The sequence below is a fragment of the Psychrobacillus sp. OK028 genome, assembly GCF_900103605.1.
In the GTDB taxonomy this organism is placed as follows: domain Bacteria; phylum Bacillota; class Bacilli; order Bacillales_A; family Planococcaceae; genus Psychrobacillus.
In genome coordinates, this window is record NZ_FNHY01000005.1 from 115,430 (window position 1) to 136,386 (window position 20,957).

23 protein-coding genes are annotated in these 20,957 nt (G+C 37.3%); 6 read left to right on the plus strand and 17 right to left on the minus strand.

The window, feature by feature from the left end; all coding sequences use genetic code 11:
• The first annotated feature begins 6 nt into the window (after positions 1-6).
• Positions 7-1,005: an inorganic phosphate transporter gene (locus BLR36_RS10250; protein WP_093061650.1), complete on the plus strand. Its 999-nt coding sequence runs from the start codon at positions 7-9 to the stop codon at positions 1,003-1,005.
• Between the two features lie 167 nt (positions 1,006-1,172).
• Here the strand turns inward: BLR36_RS10250 and BLR36_RS10255 are convergent, their stop codons facing one another.
• A complete protein-coding gene (locus tag BLR36_RS10255) occupies positions 1,173-1,805 on the minus strand; it encodes a pentapeptide repeat-containing protein (RefSeq protein WP_093061651.1) in 633 nt (210 codons plus the stop codon).
• Positions 1,806-1,910: 105 nt separating this feature from the next.
• On the opposite strand from BLR36_RS10255, the gene BLR36_RS10260 reads away from it, so the two are divergent.
• Positions 1,911-4,040 carry an MMPL family transporter gene (locus BLR36_RS10260; RefSeq protein ID WP_093061652.1) on the plus strand — a complete coding sequence of 710 codons (2,130 nt, stop codon included), beginning with the start codon at positions 1,911-1,913 and terminating at the stop codon, positions 4,038-4,040.
• 100 nt (positions 4,041-4,140) lie between these two features.
• Here BLR36_RS10260 and BLR36_RS10265 read toward each other — a convergent pair whose 3' ends face one another.
• Both BLR36_RS10265 and BLR36_RS10270 read right to left on the minus strand, forming a co-directional pair.
• Positions 4,141-4,746, minus strand: a complete 606-nt coding sequence (locus BLR36_RS10265; protein ID WP_093061653.1) for an alpha/beta hydrolase — start codon at positions 4,744-4,746, stop codon at positions 4,141-4,143.
• A gap of 18 nt (positions 4,747-4,764) precedes the next feature.
• A complete protein-coding gene (locus tag BLR36_RS10270) occupies positions 4,765-5,844 on the minus strand; it encodes a hypothetical protein (protein WP_093061654.1) in 1,080 nt (359 codons plus the stop codon).
• A 100-nt stretch (positions 5,845-5,944) separates the two neighbouring features.
• Between BLR36_RS10270 and ade the strand changes: the two genes are divergently transcribed.
• Positions 5,945-7,696 carry an adenine deaminase gene (gene ade / locus BLR36_RS10275; RefSeq protein WP_093061655.1) on the plus strand — a complete coding sequence of 584 codons (1,752 nt, stop codon included), beginning with the start codon at positions 5,945-5,947 and terminating at the stop codon, positions 7,694-7,696.
• Between the two features lie 52 nt (positions 7,697-7,748).
• On the opposite strand, the gene BLR36_RS10280 is transcribed toward ade, so the two are convergent.
• From BLR36_RS10280 to BLR36_RS10300, 5 genes are all read right to left on the minus strand, one after another.
• Entirely contained in the window at positions 7,749-8,921 is a 1,173-nt protein-coding gene (locus tag BLR36_RS10280) for an MFS transporter (protein ID WP_093061656.1), read from the minus strand.
• Between the two features lie 127 nt (positions 8,922-9,048).
• Positions 9,049-9,426, minus strand: a complete 378-nt coding sequence (locus tag BLR36_RS10285; RefSeq protein WP_093061657.1) for a DUF3221 domain-containing protein — start codon at positions 9,424-9,426, stop codon at positions 9,049-9,051.
• A 13-nt stretch (positions 9,427-9,439) separates the two neighbouring features.
• A complete protein-coding gene (locus BLR36_RS10290) occupies positions 9,440-9,913 on the minus strand; it encodes a hypothetical protein (RefSeq protein ID WP_093061658.1) in 474 nt (157 codons plus the stop codon).
• 145 nt (positions 9,914-10,058) lie between these two features.
• Positions 10,059-11,003, minus strand: a complete 945-nt coding sequence (locus tag BLR36_RS10295) for a dipeptidase (protein WP_093061659.1) — start codon at positions 11,001-11,003, stop codon at positions 10,059-10,061.
• A gap of 33 nt (positions 11,004-11,036) precedes the next feature.
• A complete protein-coding gene (locus BLR36_RS10300; RefSeq protein WP_093061660.1) occupies positions 11,037-11,537 on the minus strand; it encodes a DinB family protein in 501 nt (166 codons plus the stop codon).
• Between the two features lie 134 nt (positions 11,538-11,671).
• Here BLR36_RS10300 and BLR36_RS10305 point away from each other — a divergent pair, with 134 nt between their 5' ends.
• Positions 11,672-12,046: a nucleotide excision repair endonuclease gene (locus tag BLR36_RS10305; RefSeq protein WP_093061661.1), complete on the plus strand. Its 375-nt coding sequence runs from the start codon at positions 11,672-11,674 to the stop codon at positions 12,044-12,046.
• A 104-nt stretch (positions 12,047-12,150) separates the two neighbouring features.
• Here the strand turns inward: BLR36_RS10305 and BLR36_RS10310 are convergent, their stop codons facing one another.
• From BLR36_RS10310 to BLR36_RS10320, 3 genes are all read right to left on the minus strand, one after another.
• Complete coding sequence (locus BLR36_RS10310) at positions 12,151-13,140, minus strand: NAD(P)/FAD-dependent oxidoreductase (RefSeq protein ID WP_093061662.1); 990 nt, start codon at positions 13,138-13,140, stop codon at positions 12,151-12,153.
• Positions 13,141-13,163: 23 nt separating this feature from the next.
• Entirely contained in the window at positions 13,164-13,553 is a 390-nt protein-coding gene (locus BLR36_RS10315; RefSeq protein WP_093061663.1) for a thiol-disulfide oxidoreductase DCC family protein, read from the minus strand.
• 431 nt (positions 13,554-13,984) lie between these two features.
• Positions 13,985-14,470 (minus strand): TraR/DksA C4-type zinc finger protein, encoded by a 486-nt coding sequence (locus BLR36_RS10320; RefSeq protein ID WP_093061664.1) that lies wholly within the window; start codon positions 14,468-14,470, stop codon positions 13,985-13,987.
• A 191-nt stretch (positions 14,471-14,661) separates the two neighbouring features.
• Between BLR36_RS10320 and BLR36_RS10325 the strand changes: the two genes are divergently transcribed.
• A complete protein-coding gene (locus tag BLR36_RS10325) occupies positions 14,662-15,288 on the plus strand; it encodes a YfbR-like 5'-deoxynucleotidase (protein ID WP_093061665.1) in 627 nt (208 codons plus the stop codon).
• An 84-nt stretch (positions 15,289-15,372) separates the two neighbouring features.
• Positions 15,373-16,017, plus strand: coding sequence for a GntR family transcriptional regulator (locus tag BLR36_RS10330; RefSeq protein WP_093061666.1), 645 nt, complete (start codon positions 15,373-15,375; stop codon positions 16,015-16,017).
• Positions 16,018-16,087: 70 nt separating this feature from the next.
• Here BLR36_RS10330 and brnQ read toward each other — a convergent pair whose 3' ends face one another.
• From brnQ to BLR36_RS10360, 6 genes are all read right to left on the minus strand, one after another.
• Complete coding sequence (gene brnQ, locus BLR36_RS10335) at positions 16,088-17,446, minus strand: branched-chain amino acid transport system II carrier protein (RefSeq protein ID WP_093061667.1); 1,359 nt, start codon at positions 17,444-17,446, stop codon at positions 16,088-16,090.
• Between the two features lie 576 nt (positions 17,447-18,022).
• The gene (locus BLR36_RS10340) at positions 18,023-18,382 is read right to left on the minus strand and encodes a Na+/H+ antiporter subunit G (RefSeq protein ID WP_093061668.1); all 360 of its coding nucleotides are present in this window, start codon (positions 18,380-18,382) and stop codon (positions 18,023-18,025) included.
• Positions 18,360-18,644 (minus strand): Na(+)/H(+) antiporter subunit F1, encoded by a 285-nt coding sequence (locus BLR36_RS10345; RefSeq protein WP_093061669.1) that lies wholly within the window; start codon positions 18,642-18,644, stop codon positions 18,360-18,362. Before BLR36_RS10345 ends, BLR36_RS10340 begins: the two co-directional genes overlap by 23 nt.
• Positions 18,644-19,126, minus strand: coding sequence for a Na+/H+ antiporter subunit E (locus tag BLR36_RS10350; RefSeq protein ID WP_093061670.1), 483 nt, complete (start codon positions 19,124-19,126; stop codon positions 18,644-18,646). Before BLR36_RS10350 ends, BLR36_RS10345 begins: the two co-directional genes overlap by 1 nt.
• A gap of 15 nt (positions 19,127-19,141) precedes the next feature.
• Entirely contained in the window at positions 19,142-20,626 is a 1,485-nt protein-coding gene (locus tag BLR36_RS10355) for a Na+/H+ antiporter subunit D (RefSeq protein ID WP_093061671.1), read from the minus strand.
• Entirely contained in the window at positions 20,619-20,957 is a 339-nt protein-coding gene (locus BLR36_RS10360) for a Na(+)/H(+) antiporter subunit C (protein ID WP_093061672.1), read from the minus strand. Before BLR36_RS10360 ends, BLR36_RS10355 begins: the two co-directional genes overlap by 8 nt.

Consider the following 20,957-nt stretch of genomic DNA (forward strand, 5'->3'; position numbering starts at 1 on the left):
ACGCTTATGGAAACAATATTTATATTAACTATTCTAGTAGTTATATTCGCTCTTGCATTTGACTTTATCAATGGATTTCATGATACGGCAAATGCGATTGCTACATCCGTTTCTACTAGAGCACTAAAACCTAGAGTTGCAGTACTAATGGCAGCAATTATGAACTTTGTCGGTGCCCTGACATTTACGGGTGTGGCTAAAACTATTACAAAAGACATTGTCGATCCTTTTGCGCTGCAAAATGGTTCTCTTATCATATTGGCCGCATTACTCTCAGCTATTATTTGGAACTTGTTAACTTGGTATTTTGGTATACCATCCAGCTCATCTCATACGTTAATCGGTTCTATAGCCGGAGCAGCTGTATCATCTGCAGGCTTTGCAATTTTAAACTGGGAAGGCTTCATTAAAATTATCCAAGCGTTAATTATTTCACCATTTCTAGCGCTTGCTGTTGGTTTCTTAATGATGTCATTATTTAAGGTTATTTTTAAACACGGGAGTTTATATGGGACAAACAAGAGGTTCCGTATATTCCAAATCGGTACGGCAGCCCTACAATCCTTTACGCATGGTACGAATGATGCGCAAAAAGCGATGGGTATTATTACGATGGCTCTAATCGCGGCGCAGTGGCAAACGAATGATGATATTCAGTTATGGGTTCGTATTGCTGCTGCTACTGCAATGGGGCTTGGTACTTCTATTGGTGGCTATAAAATTATTAAAACTGTTGGCGGTAAAATCATGAAAATACGTCCTATTAACGGAGCTGCGGCTGACTTGTCTTCTGCAATGATTATTTTCGGTGCTACTACGATACATTTGCCAGTTTCCACTACACATGTTATTTCTTCCGCTATTATGGGGGTTGGAGCAGCACAACGTGTGAAAGGTGTGAAATGGGGAGTTGCGAAGAAAATTGTCTTAACGTGGATTATTACTTTACCAATTTCAGCTGTAATGGCCGGTGTTATTTTCCAACTTTTAAATTTATTCTTTTAATATAGTGAACCCTTGTCTTTTTGGACAAGGGTTCTTTTCTTATTAACTAGTGCATTCAGGTGATTATTTGAGGTATTCAGGTGATGTTCCGTTGTATTCAGGTGATTATTCATTACTTTCCGGTGATTTCCTGTAACATTGCGGTGTTTCACCTTAAATAACCAAGTCTATTCCTTAATCGTTAATCCTAATGATTTTGCGAAGCCTATTGCTTGTTCTGAGGAGACCGTACAATCTTTCATTTTATCTAATGATACAGTTAGTTGCTCATACGTATTCGAGCTTAAATCGATGCCGGCTAAAGCGGTGTCTGTAAAATTCGCATCGTTTAATTCGCAGTCTTCAAAACTCACTTTCTCCAATGTCGCTTCAATAAAATCTGCACGATTAAATGTAGTTTTAATGAAAGCTACTTTTTTCAATTTGGAAAAGCTCATCGTGACATAGTTTGCAATCGAATCGACTGCCCTTACCTCCGTCATCCTACTTTCGGATATATTGGCTCCAACAAGCTTAGAACTACGGATTTCTACTCGATGGAATACCGCATTTCCAAAATCGACATTGGATAGATCACATTTTTCAAAAATACAGTCAACGAACTCCACTTGTTGAAAACGTACACCATCCATGGAGATATCTTGAAAATGAATTTGATCAAAAATTATTTTACCTTCTTGCTCCTCTTCTAACTCTAGCCTAGTAACTAGTCCATCTGATACATAATAATCTTCTAATAGAGCTTTTTGAACATCCAGCTCTTGCAATGATTTGGCTATTTTTGGTGCGGTTATCTTCAATGCGATTCCCCCAATGAAATTACTACCCATATTCTATCATTATATTAGTATCTTTCTATCACTTTGTTTTACAATAGTACTAGGTTTTATTTGAGGAGGAATTACATGAAAGGCTTATCCAATATAGTGACTAGTCACTATAAGGTGGTTTTGAGTATTTGGTCCATTTTGTTTGTTGTTTTAGCTGTATTAGCTATTCGTTTACCCGGTCTATTAGAAGGCGACGGGTTTAGTACAGACGGAGAACATGCAGAAGTAATGGAAGAATTAACGAACACATTCGACTTTCCAGCAGAGTCCCTATTCGTCGTATTTGATCAAACATCCGACAGTACCATCGAAGAAACGTTACAAAAAATAGAACAGCTGGAACTTGCAGAATCTATTCAATCACCTTTAGAGGATGATTCATTATACAAAGACCACGTAGCTTATGCCATGCTTCACTTCGAGTCAGATACTGACATGTCAGGTGCAGTTGATGATATCCGCGAAGCTATTGGTGGTGAACAGGGCGTTACGTTAACTGGCGGTGCAGCTATCAACAAAGACATTAATAGTGCAAGCCAAAAAGACTTAGCAAGCGCCGAGGCAATTGGTTTACCAATAGCTATTATCGTATTACTCCTTGCTTTTGGTAGTGTCGTTGCAGCGTTCATCCCACTTGCTATAGGGATCGTTACAGTAGTTTCTGCTTTCGGCGTAATGACCCTATTTAGCGAGACGATGGACTTATCAATTTTTGTGATGAATATTATCCCAATGCTTGGATTGGCACTAAGTATCGATTTTGCCTTGTTATTCATCAATCGTTATAAAGAGGAAATAGCTAAAAATTCGATTGAGGAAGCTGTACATATCGCTATTCAAACGGCTGGTCGATCAATCATTTTCTCTGCAATATGTGTATTTATTGGCTTAGGTGCAATGCTAGTTATGCAGGTAGAGATATTCCAAAACATTGCACTTGGTGGGATGCTTGTCGTGACAATAGCTGTATTAGCTTCAATTACACTACTTCCTGCTCTATTAATGCTGTTAAAGGAACGTATCAATAAATGGACTCTTATTCGTGTAAAACCTGGTGCTACAACTAGATGGCGCAATTTTGCTTCATTTGTTATGAAGCGTCCTGTGACGTTAGTACTTGTTGCATTAATAATATTAGGAATTGGGATTATTCCAGTAAAGAATATAGAGTTGACTATTCCGCAAGTGGACTCCCTACCAGAAAGCTACGATTCAAGGCTGGCCTATGATCTAATGGATAAAGAATTTGGCTTAGGCGAACAATCGACTGTTTATATGATCGCAGAGCGTTCAGATGGTTGGGATAATAGTGCAGGTTTAGAGGACATAAAGAATATTGAAGATAAATTACTTGCAGATAAGAATGTTCAATCGGTTGATACGATTTTCACAGCAAGTGAAATTCCAACTGTAGAGCAGTGGGAGCAAAGCCAAATGGTGCCTGAGATTGATGCTCAGTTAACTCCTTTGTTTGACACATTTGTTCAAGACAATAAATTATTCGTACCAGTGACTCTAAATTTAAATGGATCTTCTGAAGAGGCACAAAACTGGGTGAGAGAATGGTCCGAAAAAGATTTAGGCGTTGACTTTATGCTAGGCGGCCACCCTAAATTCAACCAAGAAATTTTCGATGAAATATTCAACAAAGTAGGATGGCTATTAGCAATCATTCTAGGTTCTACCTTCATCATTTTAATGATTGCATTCCGTTCCATTTTAATACCGTTAAAAGCGATTATTATGAACGTCATTGGGCTAGCTTCCACATTTGGAATTCTCGTATATATATTCCAATACGGACATTTTGGAATGGAAGAAACGACGATTGCATTAATCATTCCCGTTATTGTGTTTAGTCTTGTATTTGGTCTAAGTATGGACTATGAGGTATTTTTAATCTCCCGAATACAAGAGGAATACTTAAAGCACCAAAATAATACACTGGCAACGGTTGATGGTTTAACTTCGACTAGTAAAATTATTACTTCTGCTGCCTTAATCATGATCGTTATTACAGGAGCTTTTGCATTTACAGATGTAATGCCAGTCAAGCAAATTGGTGTTGGTATAGCGATTGCTGTGGCAATAGATGCGTCTATTATTAGGCTATTGCTCGTTCCCAGCTTAATGAAACTCTTCGGCAAATGGAATTGGTGGCTACCTTTTAGAAAAGGACCGTATAAGGCAAAACAATTACATTAAGAATAAGAGCTCTGGATCCTGTACGGACATTCACTTGTAGAAAGTTAACCATATTAAGCAATATAAAAGCCAAGCAGCTAAAATCTGCTTGGCTTTTATACTAGAACTTCGATTGATACCATTGTTTTGCAGCTTGCACTTCGTCCTGTGTTAATTGGTGACCATAGGCGTGCCAGTATAGCTCCACTTCCGCTCCTGCTCCTTGCAGTAAATCCTGTAGCTCCTCAGATTCTGCTGCCGGACACATATGATCATTCTTACCAGCACCGATGAATACAGGTGTTTTTGGCATTTCCGGTAATTCCACGCCACGTCTAGGGACCATTGGATGATGTAAAATTGCTCCTTTTAATACATGTTCATATTCAAATAAAAGATTTCCAGCAATGTTAGCTCCATTGGAGTAACCAATAGCAACTACATTATCTCGGTCAAATTCATACTTCCCTGAGGCCTCATCGATGAAATTTTTCAACTCTTCTGTTCTCAGCTGTAAATCCTCTAAATCAAAGATTCCTTCGGCTAAACGTTTAAAGAATCGTGGCATACCATTTTCAGAAACGTTTCCACGTACACTTAAAATATTAGCAGTTGCATCTATTTCTTTACCAAGACCTACTAGGTCATGCTCATTCCCACCAGTTCCGTGTAATAATAATAACGTTGGTTTGGAAGAATCCTCACCCTTATAAAAAACATGTTTCACGTTAAAACTCCCTTTCGATTATCTTGAATTTGAGGTAATTATAACGGATGCTTTTTTTAAGGTCAACTTATAGCGCTCTCCTTCATTTAAAAGCATTAACTTTAACTGCTCCGGTTCATCAACCCGAATTGCAAATTCTGTAATGCTTTTTTTCATCCCCATGAACATTGTCGCTTCTATTGGTCTACTTAGGTGTATAACTGCTTGGGGTTCAACAGGCTCAAAATCTTTATAAGCAAATAGTATAGTATTCTTATTAGGTGTTTTTGCTCCCCATTCTATTTCTTTAATTATATGAAGAGGCACAACGATTCTAGTGGTAAGTCCTTTTGTAATGTATAGATTTTCATTTTTAATTTCCAAAGGATGTAATTTCATAATTTGAATTTCTGCCATAAAGAAGAATACCGAATAGATATTGAATATTAATAGAATCATTGAAAGTATAAGTGATTTATCATGTAACCACCAATGAATTCCAATAGTTTCAATTAGGATGGCATGAATTACCATCATATGGAAGGCTACTGCACTTGTTTTTTTATGCATGGTTACAACTCCCTCATGAATTGGAGCTTTCTTCTTCCATGTAAAAAATGCATAATACATCATTAGAAATTCGGACATTACTATCCGAACTAGAATATTTTTGGTTACTACCGTTTCAACAGATGGCAGTAGGCTAAATAGTGCTCTCTCATTCACTTTTTTCATTTGTAATCGAATTTTGGGTATTTTCCAAATGACTAAGAAGATTAAGGAAATTTCTGCAACTATTAAAAGTATTTCTATCACGATGCCAGCGTACAGTATTCCAGTAAACGGAGAGAACAATTCGGTAGGTATGAGTATTCTAGCTATAACTAGACCGACCACGATTATTCCAATTGTTTGCTTGAAAGATAATCTAAAGGCTGCATGCATTAAAAGTGGAACGATAATAGCAAAATCTATGAGTGACCCCATTACTGCACCACTATTTAGTTGCAGAGACAAAAAGTCCTGAACAGAGGATTGATAGATAAGAAGATTGGATAATAGAACTAAGAATAATAAAGCAATTGCTATATTTGCATACATGGTTTTACGATAAACCATAGAATTCCCTCCTTTATGTATCCTGCCTATATTATAACTTTCTGTTTTTACAGAACACCAGTATAATATGTAGAACTATTCAAAAAAGGAGCACAATTGTATGACCATAGAAAAAGACCAACTTGAAAAGCGAATCTTAGTTTCTCAACAAAAACTATCCGCAGATTTTATCCTCCGAAATGCTACTGTGGCAGATGTATTTTCACTGAGATGGCTAAAGGCAGACATAGTCGTTTCAGCTGGCATGATTGTTGCAATTGATGCTACTGGAAATTATGAAGCAGTGCTCGAAGAAGATGCAGAAGGAAAATTTGTCATTCCCGGTTTAATCGACGGGCATATTCATATAGAATCATCCATGATAACTCCTGCCCAATTCAGCCGGATATTACTCCCTCATGGTATTACAACTGTTATTACTGACCCGCATGAAATAGCAAATGTAGCTGGAGTGGAAGGTATTCAATTTATGCTTGATGATGCAACAAATTGCGAAATGGATATTCATGTGATGCTTCCATCCAGTGTTCCCGCTACAACTATGGAGAACGCAGGTGCAGTTCTTCATGCAAGTGACTTACATCCTTTCCTTGAAAACGATGCAGTTCTAGGGCTTGCGGAAGTTATGGACTTCCCCGCTGTACTATCTACAGAGTCTAGTATGATGGACAAACTAATAATGGCCATGGATGCGAAAGTAATAATTGATGGTCATGGGTCGGGACTTAGCTCGGAGCAAATTAGAGGTTATCGGGCAGCGGGTATTCAAACAGATCATGAATGCGTTACAGCCGATGAAGCATTAGACAGAGTTTCCCAAGGAATGTATGTATTAATGAGAGAAGGCTCTGCAGCAAAAAATGTACGGGATTTGCTACCTGCCGTTAATGCTCATAACGCTCGACGATTTTTATTTTGTACAGATGACAAGCATTTAGATGAACTTATTGAGGAAGGCAGTATCAATCATGCTATCCGCCTAGCTATAAAGGAAGGAATGGAGGCTCTTCAGGCCATTCAGTTAGCGACACTTAACGCAGCTGAATGTTACCAACTAACCGATAAAGGAGCTCTTGCGCCTGGTTTTATAGCCGATTTCTTATTAGTTGAAAGCTTAGAGGATCTAAAAGCTATTGCCGTTTGGAAAAATGGAGTCAAAGTAGCACAACATCAAGAAATGCTTATGAAAGAATACAAGAAACAGGAACCATCCACTGGCATAACCAATACAGTGAAACTGCCTAATTTGTCGTCAAATTCTTTTGCCATTCCTTTTAACAATGACGGAACAGCTAATGTTATGGAGATTATGCCAAACCAAATTACTACGAAGAAAAAAGTAATGAAAGTTCCAGTGATAAACGGTTTATTCACAACAAGTATTGAACAGGATTTACTTAAGCTTGCCGTTATTGAACGCCACCATGCTCTCGGAACAATAGGCCTTGGAATTGTACATGGCTTCGGTTTGAAGCAAGGTGCCATTGCGACTACTATCGCACACGACTCACATAATCTCATTGTCTTAGGAACGAACGATGAGGATATGTTAATAGCTAGCCAGGAATTAGAACGTATTAATGGCGGATTTGTAATCGTCCAAGATGGACGGGTACACGCCTCCCTTGCTTTACCCATTGCAGGTTTAATGACAGATCGTCCCGCTAAAGAAGTTGCACTAGAATTGAAGAAACTGCATGAAGCTCTTCATATACTTCATCCAGATTTGGATTTTCACTTGTTCTTAACGTTATCTTTTATCAGCCTTCCGGTAATTCCAGAACTGAAGCTAACGGATAGTGGGCTTTTTGATGTCGTCCGATTCAAACATATCCCGATTCAAGTAGATTGAAGTTATCCAACCAAACAACCAAAAAAGCTGCTCCATTTCGGAGCAGCTTTTCTTACGCTGTTTTCTTCGTACCCTTCCAAATAATAGAACCAATTGTCGTTATTACTAATACGACCAGTCCTAATATAAACGGGTAAATAATATTCACATCATATAGTACCCCAGCAAGCAATGGGCCTAATACATTTCCAATACTCATATACGCATTGTTCATCCCCATTGCGAACCCTTGCTCATTTCCAGCTAACTTTGATATTAATGTTGTCAGGACTGGACGTAAAATTGAAGTAGAAAGGAAGATAATCATCGTAATGACAAAGAAAAATGCATAGCTTGAAACTAGAATAGATAGAAGGAAACCAAATGCAGCGACAGCTAAAAAGATTCTTAATACATTTGTTTCACCAAAACGCCTTACAACTTTATCCACAACAAATAGCTGAATAATGACACTCACGATTCCAGTTCCAGTAATCATCCAGGCAATGTCCTGTGGAGATGCTGAAAACTGATCATCGACAAAAAGTCCAAGAACGGATTCATAGGCAAGCAAACCAAAGCTCATCACTAACGTTATCACAAGCGGTATGAAGTATGGCTTTTTAAACGATTGAGCAATTTCTTTTACCATCGGTTCTGATTTAACCTCTGGTGCACCAACACCTACTAGTTTACTTTCCTTCAATACAAAAGCAGAAAAGACAACAGCCACAACGCCAACTAAAGCTGAAACGAGCAGTGGCACTTTTAAGCCAAATTCCGCTAAAAAACCACCAATCCCTGGTCCTACTACTATACCTAAGGACATTGCAGCAGATATTAAACTATTTCCCTTCGCTCTCTGATCCATTGATGTAATATCTGCCACATATGCAAAAATAGCGGGTACTAATAACGCTGCACCGACTCCACCTATGACACGAGAAACATACAAGATACCGATAGAATCGGAGAAGTAAAATACAAACATAGATAAAGCAAGCCCACTAAGACCAGCAATAATCATAATTCTTCTCCCGTATTTATCTGCCCATTTCCCAGCAATCGGAGACATCAAAAGCTGTGCGCCTGCAAATATAGATATCATTAAACCCGCTGCCATCCCCCCTTGATCGATGGATTTTAAATAAGCGGGTAAAATGGGAATAATAATACCGAAACTCCCTATAGCAATAAACATATTAATCATTAGTATAAATAATTTTTTTCGTTGTTCCTTCGTCATCACATACCTCTTTCATCTACAGTATCAATACATAAGGAATAGATTAACACGCCTTATCCAAATAAGTAAACAACAAAGCTACCTTTCACCAATGGAAACCGGTGGCAGATAGCTTCTGTTTAAGTATTTATTCATTTAAATTTTCAATTGTCTTGGCCGTTCCTCTAGCAGGATATGATTCATCTAGGGCAGTGTATCCAACCTTTACCTCATCAAATAACTTCAATCGACTACGCTGATCCATGGTCATTGAAAACCACGTAGCTTCATTTTCAGTTGCTAGTGCTTCATCCACCGACATATTTTTTGCCTCATCAGCTGTTAATCCACCAACGACTAAAATAGTAGTGTCTTGAATATCAATAATAATTCCTTCTATGTAGCCTGTTGGGTGCTGTGGCTGAGTGGGATTATTCTCAAAAAATTGCATGATAAAATAAAAGCTTGCACCAACCGCCATTAATAAAATACCAATCAATATTCCTACTGTATACTTTCCCTTCATAATAGAAGCCTCCTTACTTTTTCTCTGCTAGTCGGAAGCCTTCTTCTAAAAGGTACGCTTTTGCTTCACTATAAGAGCCAAAGCTTTCTTCTAAGTTATACCCGTGATATATATTCCAAAGTGTATCTTCTTGTAACAATGTCAGCTTAGAATCTTCTTTGTTTTTCCAAACTTCTTCTATTTCCTCGTCTTGTAGCTCTTCTTCCTCTGTTGAAAGATAAGTTATAGAGTCTTTAATAATCTTTCTTAGCTCATCGGCCGAAGCTTCACGAATATTCAATAGTCCTTTATCGTCAGCTGCTTCATATTGAGGAAGGTCTCCTACGTAAACAAAGCCATTTCCATTCGGATGGAGGTGATAAATAACCGTTGTTTTTTCATATAAACTTTTTTCGTAATGATAATTTACTCGTTTCATTGATACTTCTTTACGAGTAAGCTCTGTAAATTCTTGAATAATTGCTTCTTTTTCTTCAAATGTTAGCATGCGATTCCTCTTCCTATACGTTTTTTCATTTATCTAGTATAGCATATCCTTTATCCTCTTCGCGTCCACCATTCCGCTAATATAACAAAACAAATAACTACCGCAATGACTACTGCAAAAAACCAATCTGGTAAGCTCCCCAAATTTATGCCTCCCTACAAATTCGCATCACAAATCGTTCGAAATTCTTTGATGTGAATCCTTCTACTTCCTCGCTTGTATAGCTTTCTAATAATTTCCTTACTAAATTTTGTGTTTTGGATGCGTCCTCTAAACCCACAACACATTCACTAATCCCATCAAAGTCAGAACCTAATCCTGTAAGATGTTTACCTCCAAGTGAAACGATATGCTCTATATGCTTCTCCAAGTCCTGTATTTCTACTGACTTTTTGGTAGCATCTATAAATGGTGGATAATACACCACATGAATCGGGCTGTTTTTAGCGATTAGTGCTTTTATTTGACTGTCACTTAAATTTCTTGGTGAGTCACATAGAGCTCTTGTATTAGAATGACTTGCCATTAGCCATTTTGCCTTAGGAAGTACATCCCAAAAAGATTGCTCACTCAAATGAGAGACATCAACAATTATATTTAGCTCGTTCAACAAGGATATGACTTCTTCTCCAAATGGAGTTAACCCAGTACCAGATTCCTCGGAAGACCCATCTGCTACTTGATTAGCCCCGTTCCAAGTCAACCCGACTAATTTCACTCCATGCGATAAAAGTAGCTTCAGCTTATGCATATCGCCGTCTATCATATCAAGTCCTTCTAATGATAATACAGCCCCAATTTGTCCTTCTTGTAATGATTCAAGCTGCTCCCACTCATATATAGGTATTATATTGTCATCCTTGGCCACAATTTCGTTGTGAAAAAACTCAATTTGACGAATTGCCTCTAAAAATAGCCGTTCCTTTGGAAAACCGTCCGAAACGAATACTGCAAACACCTGAAGTGCTATTTCTCCAGCTTCTAAAGACTTTTTGCTAGCCTGTAGCTTCGATGAGTCAGCAAAAGAAAGAGGTTCCTCCGCTTTTGCTAATTTATAAAGCACATCACAGTGTAAATCATATACTTTCATCTTATCCTCCTAAAATATTGTGCACTTCTATAATCATTCTGGTGCTTCTTCCCCAAATGCCAACCACTCGTCTTTCGATGGTCCGTACATTCCCGGAATCGGCAAACCAGCTTGTCGCATAAGTATCGTCATCTGACCGCGGTGATGTATTTGATGGTAGATTAAAACTTGCAATACAGTCGCCACTGTCCATAGCTCCCCGTACATATCCTTTTCTTCTAAAAGGGTTTCATCTGTCCATTGATCTTTCATAGCCAAAACGATAGAATGGCTAGACTGTTTATAGGCTTCCACCATTTCTTTCGTCGTTAATGGCTGGATCGCTTCATGAGGAGTTGCTGAAAATTGCAATCCGGTTCTTCCTATCATTTCATCTAAGCTTGTAATAATATGCCATGCGAGCTTTCCAAGGGTACGACCGTCCTCAGAAACTCTTTGTTTTAATGACTCATCTGTCAATGCTTCTAAAATTTTAAGTGTTGATTCACTTTCATGCTGCCAATCAGCGAAAAAGTCTTCTAGGCTTCCTATCATGTTCATTCCTCCAAACAGTATAATGTAACTAATTTCGTCACTTGCTTTAAATAATCCTGCAAAATACCTTTCGAATAGATATTGCGGACCAGTTCTGATATAGTAAAGGATAGACAATAAGAGGACGTGAGCGAATGATTAAAATTGAATTACCAAAACCAACTGTAACAATTACACAGCGTGAACAAGTACTTAAAGAAGGCGATGTAGAAATCCCAGCAATTCATGGATTTATCGACTTTCACCAAATCCCTCGTGATAAAGGCGGCATTTTCTTTTTCTACAATAAGAACGATGAGCTTTTATTCGTCGGTAAAGCGCGTAAAATTAGACAGCGTATTAAAAAACACTTTGAAGACAACGTTTCGCCAATGATTAAACATCGTGATGAAGTGTACAAAATTAGTGTATGTATAGTAGAAGAAGCAATGGATCGTGAAATTTACGAAACCTATGCGATCAATACACAAAAAGCCAAATATAATATCGATAAAGCATTTTTTAGATAAGTTTAATGAAATCCCATGTTCTCCTAAAAGAGAACATGGGATTTATTTCTGTCAATGCAGCAAAAATGAGACTGCCTTCCAAAACATAGGCGCTTGCGCTTTTGTTACTTTACTTCTTCAAAAATACTCGTGCTGTGCTTTGGCTGTACGCGTGCTTTTGGATCTATGAATGCTTTAATATGACTAATAGCAATTGGAACCTCTCCAAATCCTACGGCAATCAGTTTTACTTTTCCATCATGCGTACATACATCGCCAGCAGCATATATTCCTTCTACACTTGTTTCCATTTTTTCATTGACTACTACTGAATTCTTTTCCATTTCAAGACCCCATTCTTTTAGTGGCCCGAGTGATGCAACATTTCCGTAGTTCACTAAAACATGGTCTGCTGTGATTCTTTCCTCCGTTTTATCTTTACTCATTATTACTACTTCTTCAATCTTTTCTCCATCACCAATGACTTCTTTTATTCCATATGGTGTTTTGACTTGTACAGTTGAATTTTGAAGTTGTTGAATGGTCATTTCATGTGCAGTAAACTCTCTTCGATGGCAAATGGTCACTTTCGAAGCAACCCCCTCTAACATTAGTGACCAGTCGAGTGCAGAATCTCCTCCACCTAATACAAGTACATCAGAACCTTTGAAATTCTCCAGACTCTTTACTTTATAATGAAGGTTTTTCCCTTCATACTCAGAAGCTCCTGGAACATTTAACTTACGTGGCTGAAAAGAACCAATGCCAGAAGTAAGTAGAATCGTTTTGGAATAATGTACATCTTTATCCGTTGTCAGCGCAAAATAATCTGGTAGTCTCTCTAGCGCTATTGCTGTTTCCTCCAAGCAGATGGTTGGATTACTATAAGCAGCCTGTTCTACTAAATTTGCTACTAAATCCTTTGCTAAAACTTTCGGAATGCCACCAATATCATAAATATACTTGTCAGGGTAAAGCTCCATCAATTGTCCACCTAGTTGGGGAAGGCTATCGATAATCTTCACTTTCAAATCACGTAGTCCTCCATAAAACGAAGCGAACAAACCTGTTGGACCCCCTCCTATAATTGTTACATCATATAATTCACTATCCACTTTTTCACCTCATAACTACATTATTATAGAAATCGATTTCGTATCTCGGGAGATGGAATCGAACAGCTATCTTTTTTGCCAAACCATGCGTACCGATTTTTTGCTACAAATTTATATACTAGATCACGTAGTCGTTTAGGAACTAGCTTCAACACATATAAAAACCCCCATAGTCCACTTAAGTGTTTGGTAATGTGGAGAGCAGCGTCCGAGGAGTAATACACTTTATGATGGTCAACAACGACTAAACTATCCATAGCTTCAGGTATAGCATACTGACGTTTAAGTGCTTCTCCTATCTCGCTTTGCTGGGCTGCAAATTGGAAATAGCCTTTTGGATCACGTTTAATAATAAATTGCACACTTGCATCACAAAAATTGCATTCTCCGTCAAACAAAATGATAGCTGGCATCGGACTCCCCCTTTCCCCTAGTGTACTATAATCACTGCTGAAATGCGCTTGTCGGCATTATATAAGAAAGACCGGGCAAAAAAACGCCAAGTCCTTTAAGAATAAAAACCTGTGTGCCGTTGATTGTAGCGAAGGTCGGATGCTTTCCAACAGGAGGCACCGACCTGCGCTACACTCAATATTAAACTATTCTATATAAGGAAAGTTCTATACAATATCACATGAAATGAAAGTTTGCCTTTTACACCTATTAATGGACTACAAAAAGATTACCGGTAATTTGAATGGATTTGATAAATCTCTCCGTGTAGTACTACACATTAATTGATCTTCGTTACAGATGGAGACTCCGGCGGTACATGCCAAAGATCTTATAATTGGAACAAAAAAGATGCCCTTAAGTCCACTAGAACTTTCAGGCATCACTCTCATCATTGTTTGTCTTGTGGTGAATCAGATGAACCGACCTCTTCTAGTGTCTCAAAGCTATTGGAGTAATCGCGAAGTCTATCATCTTCGTCCTCAACTGGCTGATCTGTTGAAGAGTTTAGAAGTGATTCTTCAACTGGACGACTGTCTTCATATACACCTTGATGCGCATGCTCCACACATGTCAAAGTAGTCGGCACCGCTTCTAATCGAGCAAGTGGTATTTCTTCTCCGCATTCAGCACATTTTCCATATGTACCCTCCTCGATAGCAGCTAACGCTTTTTCAATGTCCTCCATTTCCTCATCAAAATGTCTATTTAACGCTAGACGCGTATGCTGATCAGTTAAGTCAGTTGCATTATCCGCAGGGTGATTATCGTAGTTGGATAACTCCGTTGTCTCAAACTCCTCTTCATTTTGTTTTTGATGCTCTAACTCTTCAAAACGTTTTTCTAATGTATTTTTAAATTTATCGTATTTTGTCATGTAAATTCCTCCTTGGGTTACTTAAGGATTACCCAAATAAGAGCGAAATAAAACAATCTGCCATAACGTTTAGAAATTACCTTTTTGTCTATATAATCAAATAGAAGGACCATTACACTTTAATTCATAGTGATTTAGTATGGTATTTTTTAAATTTTTCCAGTATGATTATATTTAGGGAGTGATTGTGAATGGGTATACATAAATTTTTTATGAGCATGAACGATTTAGAAAGAATTATTCGCTGTCCCGGACGTTTTAAATTTGAAGAGCATAATGTTGCTGCTCACTCTTGGAAGGTTTCCCAATACGCTATGTTTTTCGCAACACTAGAAGAGAATAACGGTGCAACAATTAACTGGAAATCACTTTACGAAAAAACGATTAACCATGATTTTGCAGAGATTTTTATCGGCGATATTAAAACACCAGTGAAACATGCTTCTCCTGAGCTTAAACAAATGCTTGCACATGTTGAAGAAAAAATGATGGAGAAGTTCATATTAGATGAAATTCCAAAAGAATTTCAGCCAGTATTTTTTGACCGTATGAAAGAAGGGAAAGACGATACGATTGAAGGTCGTTTACTCGAGTTAGCAGACAAATTGGATCAAGTATACGAAGCTTTTGCTGAATTGCAGCGCGGAAATACGGATGCAGAATTTGTGAATATGTACGAAACTGCGTTAAGAAAGATTCTTCATATCCCATTAAATACAAGTATCAATTACTTTAAAGAGGTTATTTTGCAGGAAATTATGAAGGAAGAATCCGTTATAGATGTAAAATCTATTACCGTACAATTACTAGTAGAATAATCTTTTCCAAATTATGCGATATATTGTATAATATGTTGTATAATATTGTTGAACTATTAAGACAATTGAAAGGAGGGAATCATTATGCCAATTCCGGTTAATCATACTAAACCCGTTCGTACAACTGCCAAGTTGCATGCTTTTAACCAATTACAGCAGTGGATTATCGACGGAACTTTACAACCCGAAGAGAAGCTAAACGATATTGAACTCGCCCAAGCTTTAGGGGTGAGTAGAACGCCTATTAGAGAATCCTTACAACTTCTAGAATCTCAAGGTTTTGTAACAATGCACCCTGGTAGAGCAACGCAAGTCACCGCCGTAGAGAAAGAGGATATTAATAATCTCTTACCACCATTGGCAGTATTGCAAGCGCTCGCAGCTGAGATAGCCGTTCTTAATATGGATGAGGAAGTTCTAAGTCTACTAGAAGAAAAAAATAGAGAATTCGCAAACGCTCTACAGCAAAAAGAATTTTCTACAGCCCTAAGAGTGGATGAAGAATTTCATCAACTTATTGTAGACACAGCTAATAATCCATACATACATTCCATGGTAGAAATGCTTCAAGCACATGTACGTAGACTATTTTATTATGAAAAAATTATCCTACGAGAATATTCTATTGAGCAACATGCGAATCTAATTCGCGCATTCCGCGAAAAAAACACCAAAGAACTAGCAGAAGTAATGCGCTCCAATTGGATTTATACAATCGAAGAGTTTTAAAAACGAAGATAATTAAAGGTGGCAGAAAGCGTTGTGTTATTCACAATCTTCCGAACCACCTTTTTTATTTTTATTTAGCAGATTTTACTTCTGTTTTTTCAAACCTTGAAATAATTCCCGTTACAAGTATTACTACGATAAATGGTATTAACCATCCTAATCCAACATTATAAAATGGCAATACGTTCTCATAAAAACTAACAATTGGCTTCAGCCAGCTATAATATTCGATTTCTAACGATCCACAAAGAGCTTTAAAACCATCTACGATACTGATTAAAAACGTCACGAACATTACACTAACATAAACAATTCTCGCATGATTAAACAATGGTGACAAGAATGTTAAGAAAATCAATACAATCGCTAGTGGATATAATAACATTAAAACTGGAATAGAATACGTAATAATATTAGACAATCCAAAGTTTGCAATTATACATGTGAAAACACTAAAGAAAATAACAAAAGCTTTATAACTGATTTTCGGCATTAACGTATGGAAGTACTCCCCACATGCAGTAGTCAATCCAATACTTGTCGTTAAACAAGCTAAGAATATGATAATGGATAAAAGTATAGCGCCAAATGACCCGAAATAATGCTCCGATGCAGCACTTAATACTGGCCCACCATTTTCAAACAGGCCATATGTTTGTACACTAGTCGCCCCTAAGTATGCTATCCCAGCATATATTAAACCTAAAAACAAAATGGCAATCCCACCGGATTTCGCTGTAGCAACTAAAATTCCCTTTGTCGACGTTACACCCATGGAACGGATTGCATGGATGACGATAATACCAAAAACTAAGGAAGCCAATGCATCCATCGTATTATATCCTTCTGTAAATCCAGTCATAAATGCATTTGTTACATAGTTCCCTTGTGGTTCCTGAAAGCTACCCATTGGCTTAAAAATTACAAATAACAATAAGAAGAATAATCCTATTATTATTCCTGGAGAAAGAAATTTCCCGACATTATCAACAATTTTAGATGGATTCAGTGACAGCAATAACGTGAGTCCGAAGAAGATAATCGTAAATATTAACAAACCAATTTGTGCAGAATCCTGATTCATAAATGGCAGAATACCAATTTCAAATGAAACGGCTCCTGTTCTGGGTAAAGCAAAAAATGGTCCTATTGTTAAATAAAGCAGTGAGGTAAAGATTACCCCAAAAACGGGATGTACTCTACTTGAAAGCTCCTGTAAATTTTTACTTCCAGAGAATCCCATCGCTAAAGTACCTAAAAACGGCAACCCAATTCCTGTTAGTAAAAATCCTATAACTGCTATCCATACCTGTGTTCCTGCGTTTTGACCTAAACTAGCTGGAAAAATTAGATTTCCTGCTCCAAAAAATAATGCAAATAGCATAACCCCAATCACTAAATGATTAGAGAATGACAACTTAGTTTTCATTTTTTGTTCCTCCTGTGATATAAGAAATAATCATTTCTTGTGTTTTCTGGATGTTTGTTATGAATGCTATACAAATGATTGTTCCTAATCACGCCGTATGCAATATATCAAAGTTGATAATACTATGGAATTTGGTAGAATGCAATATATTAGACGAAATTAATTGAACATTTATTTTATTTAAATAAATAGAATTAAATAAATTAACGTATTCTAAAATGCTATTTTGAATCTTTAAAACCCTGTTCTATAAAGGATTCCTCACATTCATTCTGGTTTATGAGTCTTTCAGTTCCGACTAACTAGTTCCATAAATTACTAAGTTAAAACTAGACCTAATATGCAAAAATTTAAAACATTAAATCCAATTACTGGAATTTATAAAGCTATGAAATTACCATTTACCTATAAGGACATAATCTTTTTCTCTCTGAGCAATCCTTCAACTATAGGAACTGATTGTTAAGCTTCTAAGAATCTACAACGTCCAACACATAAATCCGACTACTCTGAATACCACGCATTGTAAAAAAGCTATACAATCGGAGATTTCTCCAATCGTATAGCTTTTTGTTGTTATTTATCCTCAGGAAATAATACTTCCTTTAAAGCATCGTCTGAGGAATTTTCGGTAAGCTTTACTTTCGATCGATATGCTGCACGCGTTAGCAAATGCCCTGAGACAGGGGCAGTTAAAAACACAAATAATATACCTAGTATAAGACGAACGCTTACTAAATTTTCACTTACCCAAAAATATATAAAGGCTCCAGTTAGAGACAACAGTACTGCTACCGTTGAACTTTTGGTCGCAGCGTGGGAGCGCGTATAAACGTCTGGAAGACGAATAATACCAAAGGCACTAATCACACTCATAATACTTCCTAAAAAAATGATAATGACCGCAACTAGCTCAATTATCTGACTTATGCTCAATGATAGCGCCCCTTTCGATATACCTGGAGATAGCAATTGTGCTTATAAATGCAAGTATACCTAGGATAAGAATAGCTTCTAAAAATGCCTTGGTCTTCAAAACAATCGAAATAATAGCGATCATCGATATGAGATTTACACCAATCATATCCAATGCTACTGCCCGATCTGGCATAGACGGGCCTTTAATGATTCGAAAAAGTGCAATTGCAATGGAAATAACAAATAGCGTTAGTGAAACCAACAGTATTTTATCAATCATTAACGGGTCACCTCCATAATTGCTGCTTCAAATTTAGTAATCGATCGCAATACATCCGCTTTAGACTGCTCTATATCCATTGCATGTATATAAAACATGTCCCCTTCTGGATTCACTTCCATCACAACAGAACCAGGAGTTAACGTTAACAACATTGCTAACGTCGTAATTTCCCAGTCTCCCTTAAGCTCCGTTTTATAAGTGAAAATTCCAGGCTTCAGGTCCCAACGAGGATTTAATATTTGTTTACTTATTAGCAAACTCGACTGTGCTAATTCTGATATAAATATGAAAATTAACTTAATGACGGAGAATAATCTTCTCAAATAAAACTGAGTCCCGAATAAGCGATGCATTAAGAAAATGATGAAGATCCCTACGATAAAACCACTAAAAAACGTTGTTATCTTCAGTTCATCTTCATCCTTTAAGGTTGTCCATAAAAATGCGATGAATAGGTTTAGTAAAAATTGTGCTGGCATATTCTCACCTCTCAATCACTTATTTCCACCCATTACCGCATCAATATAAACGGATGGATTGGCAAGGGTATGAGCTGCATCCGTAACATAGTCGGATATAAACTCTGCTCCAAGTCCCAATGAAATCATTGCTATTCCTAACAAAACAATTGGGATAATCATTCCCATTTTCATTGGTTTTTCATCTTCCAGACTAATAATAGTTTCCCCAAAAATAGTATTTAAGAAAATTCGAAGAAGTGAATATAGTACAACAATACTGGAGAGAAAAGCCAACGCTAGCAATATGTAAGAACCAGATTCAATTGCACCTTGCCCAACCAATATTTTCCCAACAAATCCACTTAACGGGGGAATACCTGCCAATGAACAAGTGACTAGGAAGAACATCCATCCAAATAGAGGATAATTTCGTATTAGTCCACTCATTTCATCTATTTTTGATTTTCCAGTTAAATAAATCATCGTACCAGCTAACAAGAACAGCATGGCTTTAGCAATCATATCGTGAATGACGTAGTATATAGATCCTGCAATAGACGTTTCCGTACCTACAGCCAGTCCTATTAATATAAATCCAACAGCAATTACTACGTTATAGGAAACGATTAACCGAACATCCTTAAAAGCAATGGCTCCCATACAACCAACAATTAGTGTAATTGCCGCCATTATCCCTATCAATGTGTGGGATATTAAGGTGTCGTGGTAGAATATGAGCGTAAATGACCGGAAAAGCGCATATATCCCGACCTTTGTAAGCAATGCTCCAAACAATGCTGCAATTGCAGTGGGTGGCACTGAGTAAGACCCCGGAAGCCAAAAGAATAGCAACAACCCTGCTTTTAAACTAAATACGATTAAAAACAAAATACTTATTGTTGTAAGTAAGGGTCCTTGACCTGCTTCGGCCACTCTTTCCGATATATGAGCCATATTTAAAGTACCAACAGTACCATATAAATAAGCAAGGGCTACAAGGAAGAACCAGGATGCAAGAATATTAATTACTACATATTTTATCGCTTCTCTCAGTTGGCGCTTGGTCCCCCCCAATGTCACTAATACATAGGAGGCTAGTAACATCACTTCAAAACAGACAAATAGATTAAATAGATCGCCGGTTAAAAATGACCCATTAACTCCTGCAACTAAAAATAAAACAAAAGGATAAAAGTACATTTTTTCGTGTCTTTCTCCAATAGAAGAAAAAGCGTAGATTAAACAAATGGCAGTAACAATACTTGCCGTAAGCACAAGTAACATAGCAAAAGAATCTGCCACAAATAGAATCCCAAATGGGGGCTCCCATCCACCAAAATCTAGTCTTATAATTCCATCCGTCCGAACTATATTTAATAGAAGTAAACTTATTCCAGCTGTGACAATCAGCGTTAGTAAACTAAAGACACGTTGTAATTTTATATATGGTCGTAAAAATACTAATACAACCCCAACCATAATTGGTAGGATTAATGGTAAAACAATTAAATTATTCATCTTTTGCCCCTCTCAATTCATCGAGATCATCCGTGCCAATATCCTGATAAATACGGTAGGCTAAAACAAGTATGAAAGCTGTTACTGCGAAGCTAATCACAATAGCAGTTAAAATGAGCGCTTGTGGTAAAGCATCGGTATAAGGCGCATTTGCTTCCTTTAACAAAGGGACATTTCCTTGCTTTAAGCCTCCCATCGTTAAAATGAGCAAATGAACTGCATGAGAAAATACAGCGGTTCCTAAAATGATTCGAATTATATTTCTAGAGAGGATTAAATAAGTGGCAACAGCAACTAAAATCCCTATTAACATAATGATTAATGTTTCCAT

Coding starts and splice junctions, on each gene's coding strand:
- BLR36_RS10250 (WP_093061650.1), top strand. CDS start 7: ATGGAAACAATATTTATATTAACTATTCTAGTAGTTATATTCGCTCTT.
- BLR36_RS10260 (WP_093061652.1), top strand. CDS start 1,911: ATGAAAGGCTTATCCAATATAGTGACTAGTCACTATAAGGTGGTTTTG.
- BLR36_RS10270 (WP_093061654.1), bottom strand. CDS start 5,844: ATGGTTTATCGTAAAACCATGTATGCAAATATAGCAATTGCTTTATTA.
- ade (WP_093061655.1), top strand. CDS start 5,945: ATGACCATAGAAAAAGACCAACTTGAAAAGCGAATCTTAGTTTCTCAA.
- BLR36_RS10280 (WP_093061656.1), bottom strand. CDS start 8,921: ATGACGAAGGAACAACGAAAAAAATTATTTATACTAATGATTAATATG.
- BLR36_RS10285 (WP_093061657.1), bottom strand. CDS start 9,426: ATGAAGGGAAAGTATACAGTAGGAATATTGATTGGTATTTTATTAATG.
- BLR36_RS10290 (WP_093061658.1), bottom strand. CDS start 9,913: ATGCTAACATTTGAAGAAAAAGAAGCAATTATTCAAGAATTTACAGAG.
- BLR36_RS10295 (WP_093061659.1), bottom strand. CDS start 11,003: ATGAAAGTATATGATTTACACTGTGATGTGCTTTATAAATTAGCAAAA.
- BLR36_RS10300 (WP_093061660.1), bottom strand. CDS start 11,537: ATGATAGGAAGCCTAGAAGACTTTTTCGCTGATTGGCAGCATGAAAGT.
- BLR36_RS10305 (WP_093061661.1), top strand. CDS start 11,672: ATGATTAAAATTGAATTACCAAAACCAACTGTAACAATTACACAGCGT.
- BLR36_RS10315 (WP_093061663.1), bottom strand. CDS start 13,553: ATGCCAGCTATCATTTTGTTTGACGGAGAATGCAATTTTTGTGATGCA.
- BLR36_RS10320 (WP_093061664.1), bottom strand. CDS start 14,470: ATGACAAAATACGATAAATTTAAAAATACATTAGAAAAACGTTTTGAA.
- BLR36_RS10325 (WP_093061665.1), top strand. CDS start 14,662: ATGGGTATACATAAATTTTTTATGAGCATGAACGATTTAGAAAGAATT.
- BLR36_RS10330 (WP_093061666.1), top strand. CDS start 15,373: ATGCCAATTCCGGTTAATCATACTAAACCCGTTCGTACAACTGCCAAG.
- brnQ (WP_093061667.1), bottom strand. CDS start 17,446: ATGAAAACTAAGTTGTCATTCTCTAATCATTTAGTGATTGGGGTTATG.
- BLR36_RS10345 (WP_093061669.1), bottom strand. CDS start 18,644: ATGATTGATAAAATACTGTTGGTTTCACTAACGCTATTTGTTATTTCC.
- BLR36_RS10350 (WP_093061670.1), bottom strand. CDS start 19,126: ATGCCAGCACAATTTTTACTAAACCTATTCATCGCATTTTTATGGACA.
- BLR36_RS10355 (WP_093061671.1), bottom strand. CDS start 20,626: ATGAATAATTTAATTGTTTTACCATTAATCCTACCAATTATGGTTGGG.
- BLR36_RS10360 (WP_093061672.1), bottom strand. CDS start 20,957: ATGGAAACATTAATCATTATGTTAATAGGGATTTTAGTTGCTGTTGCC.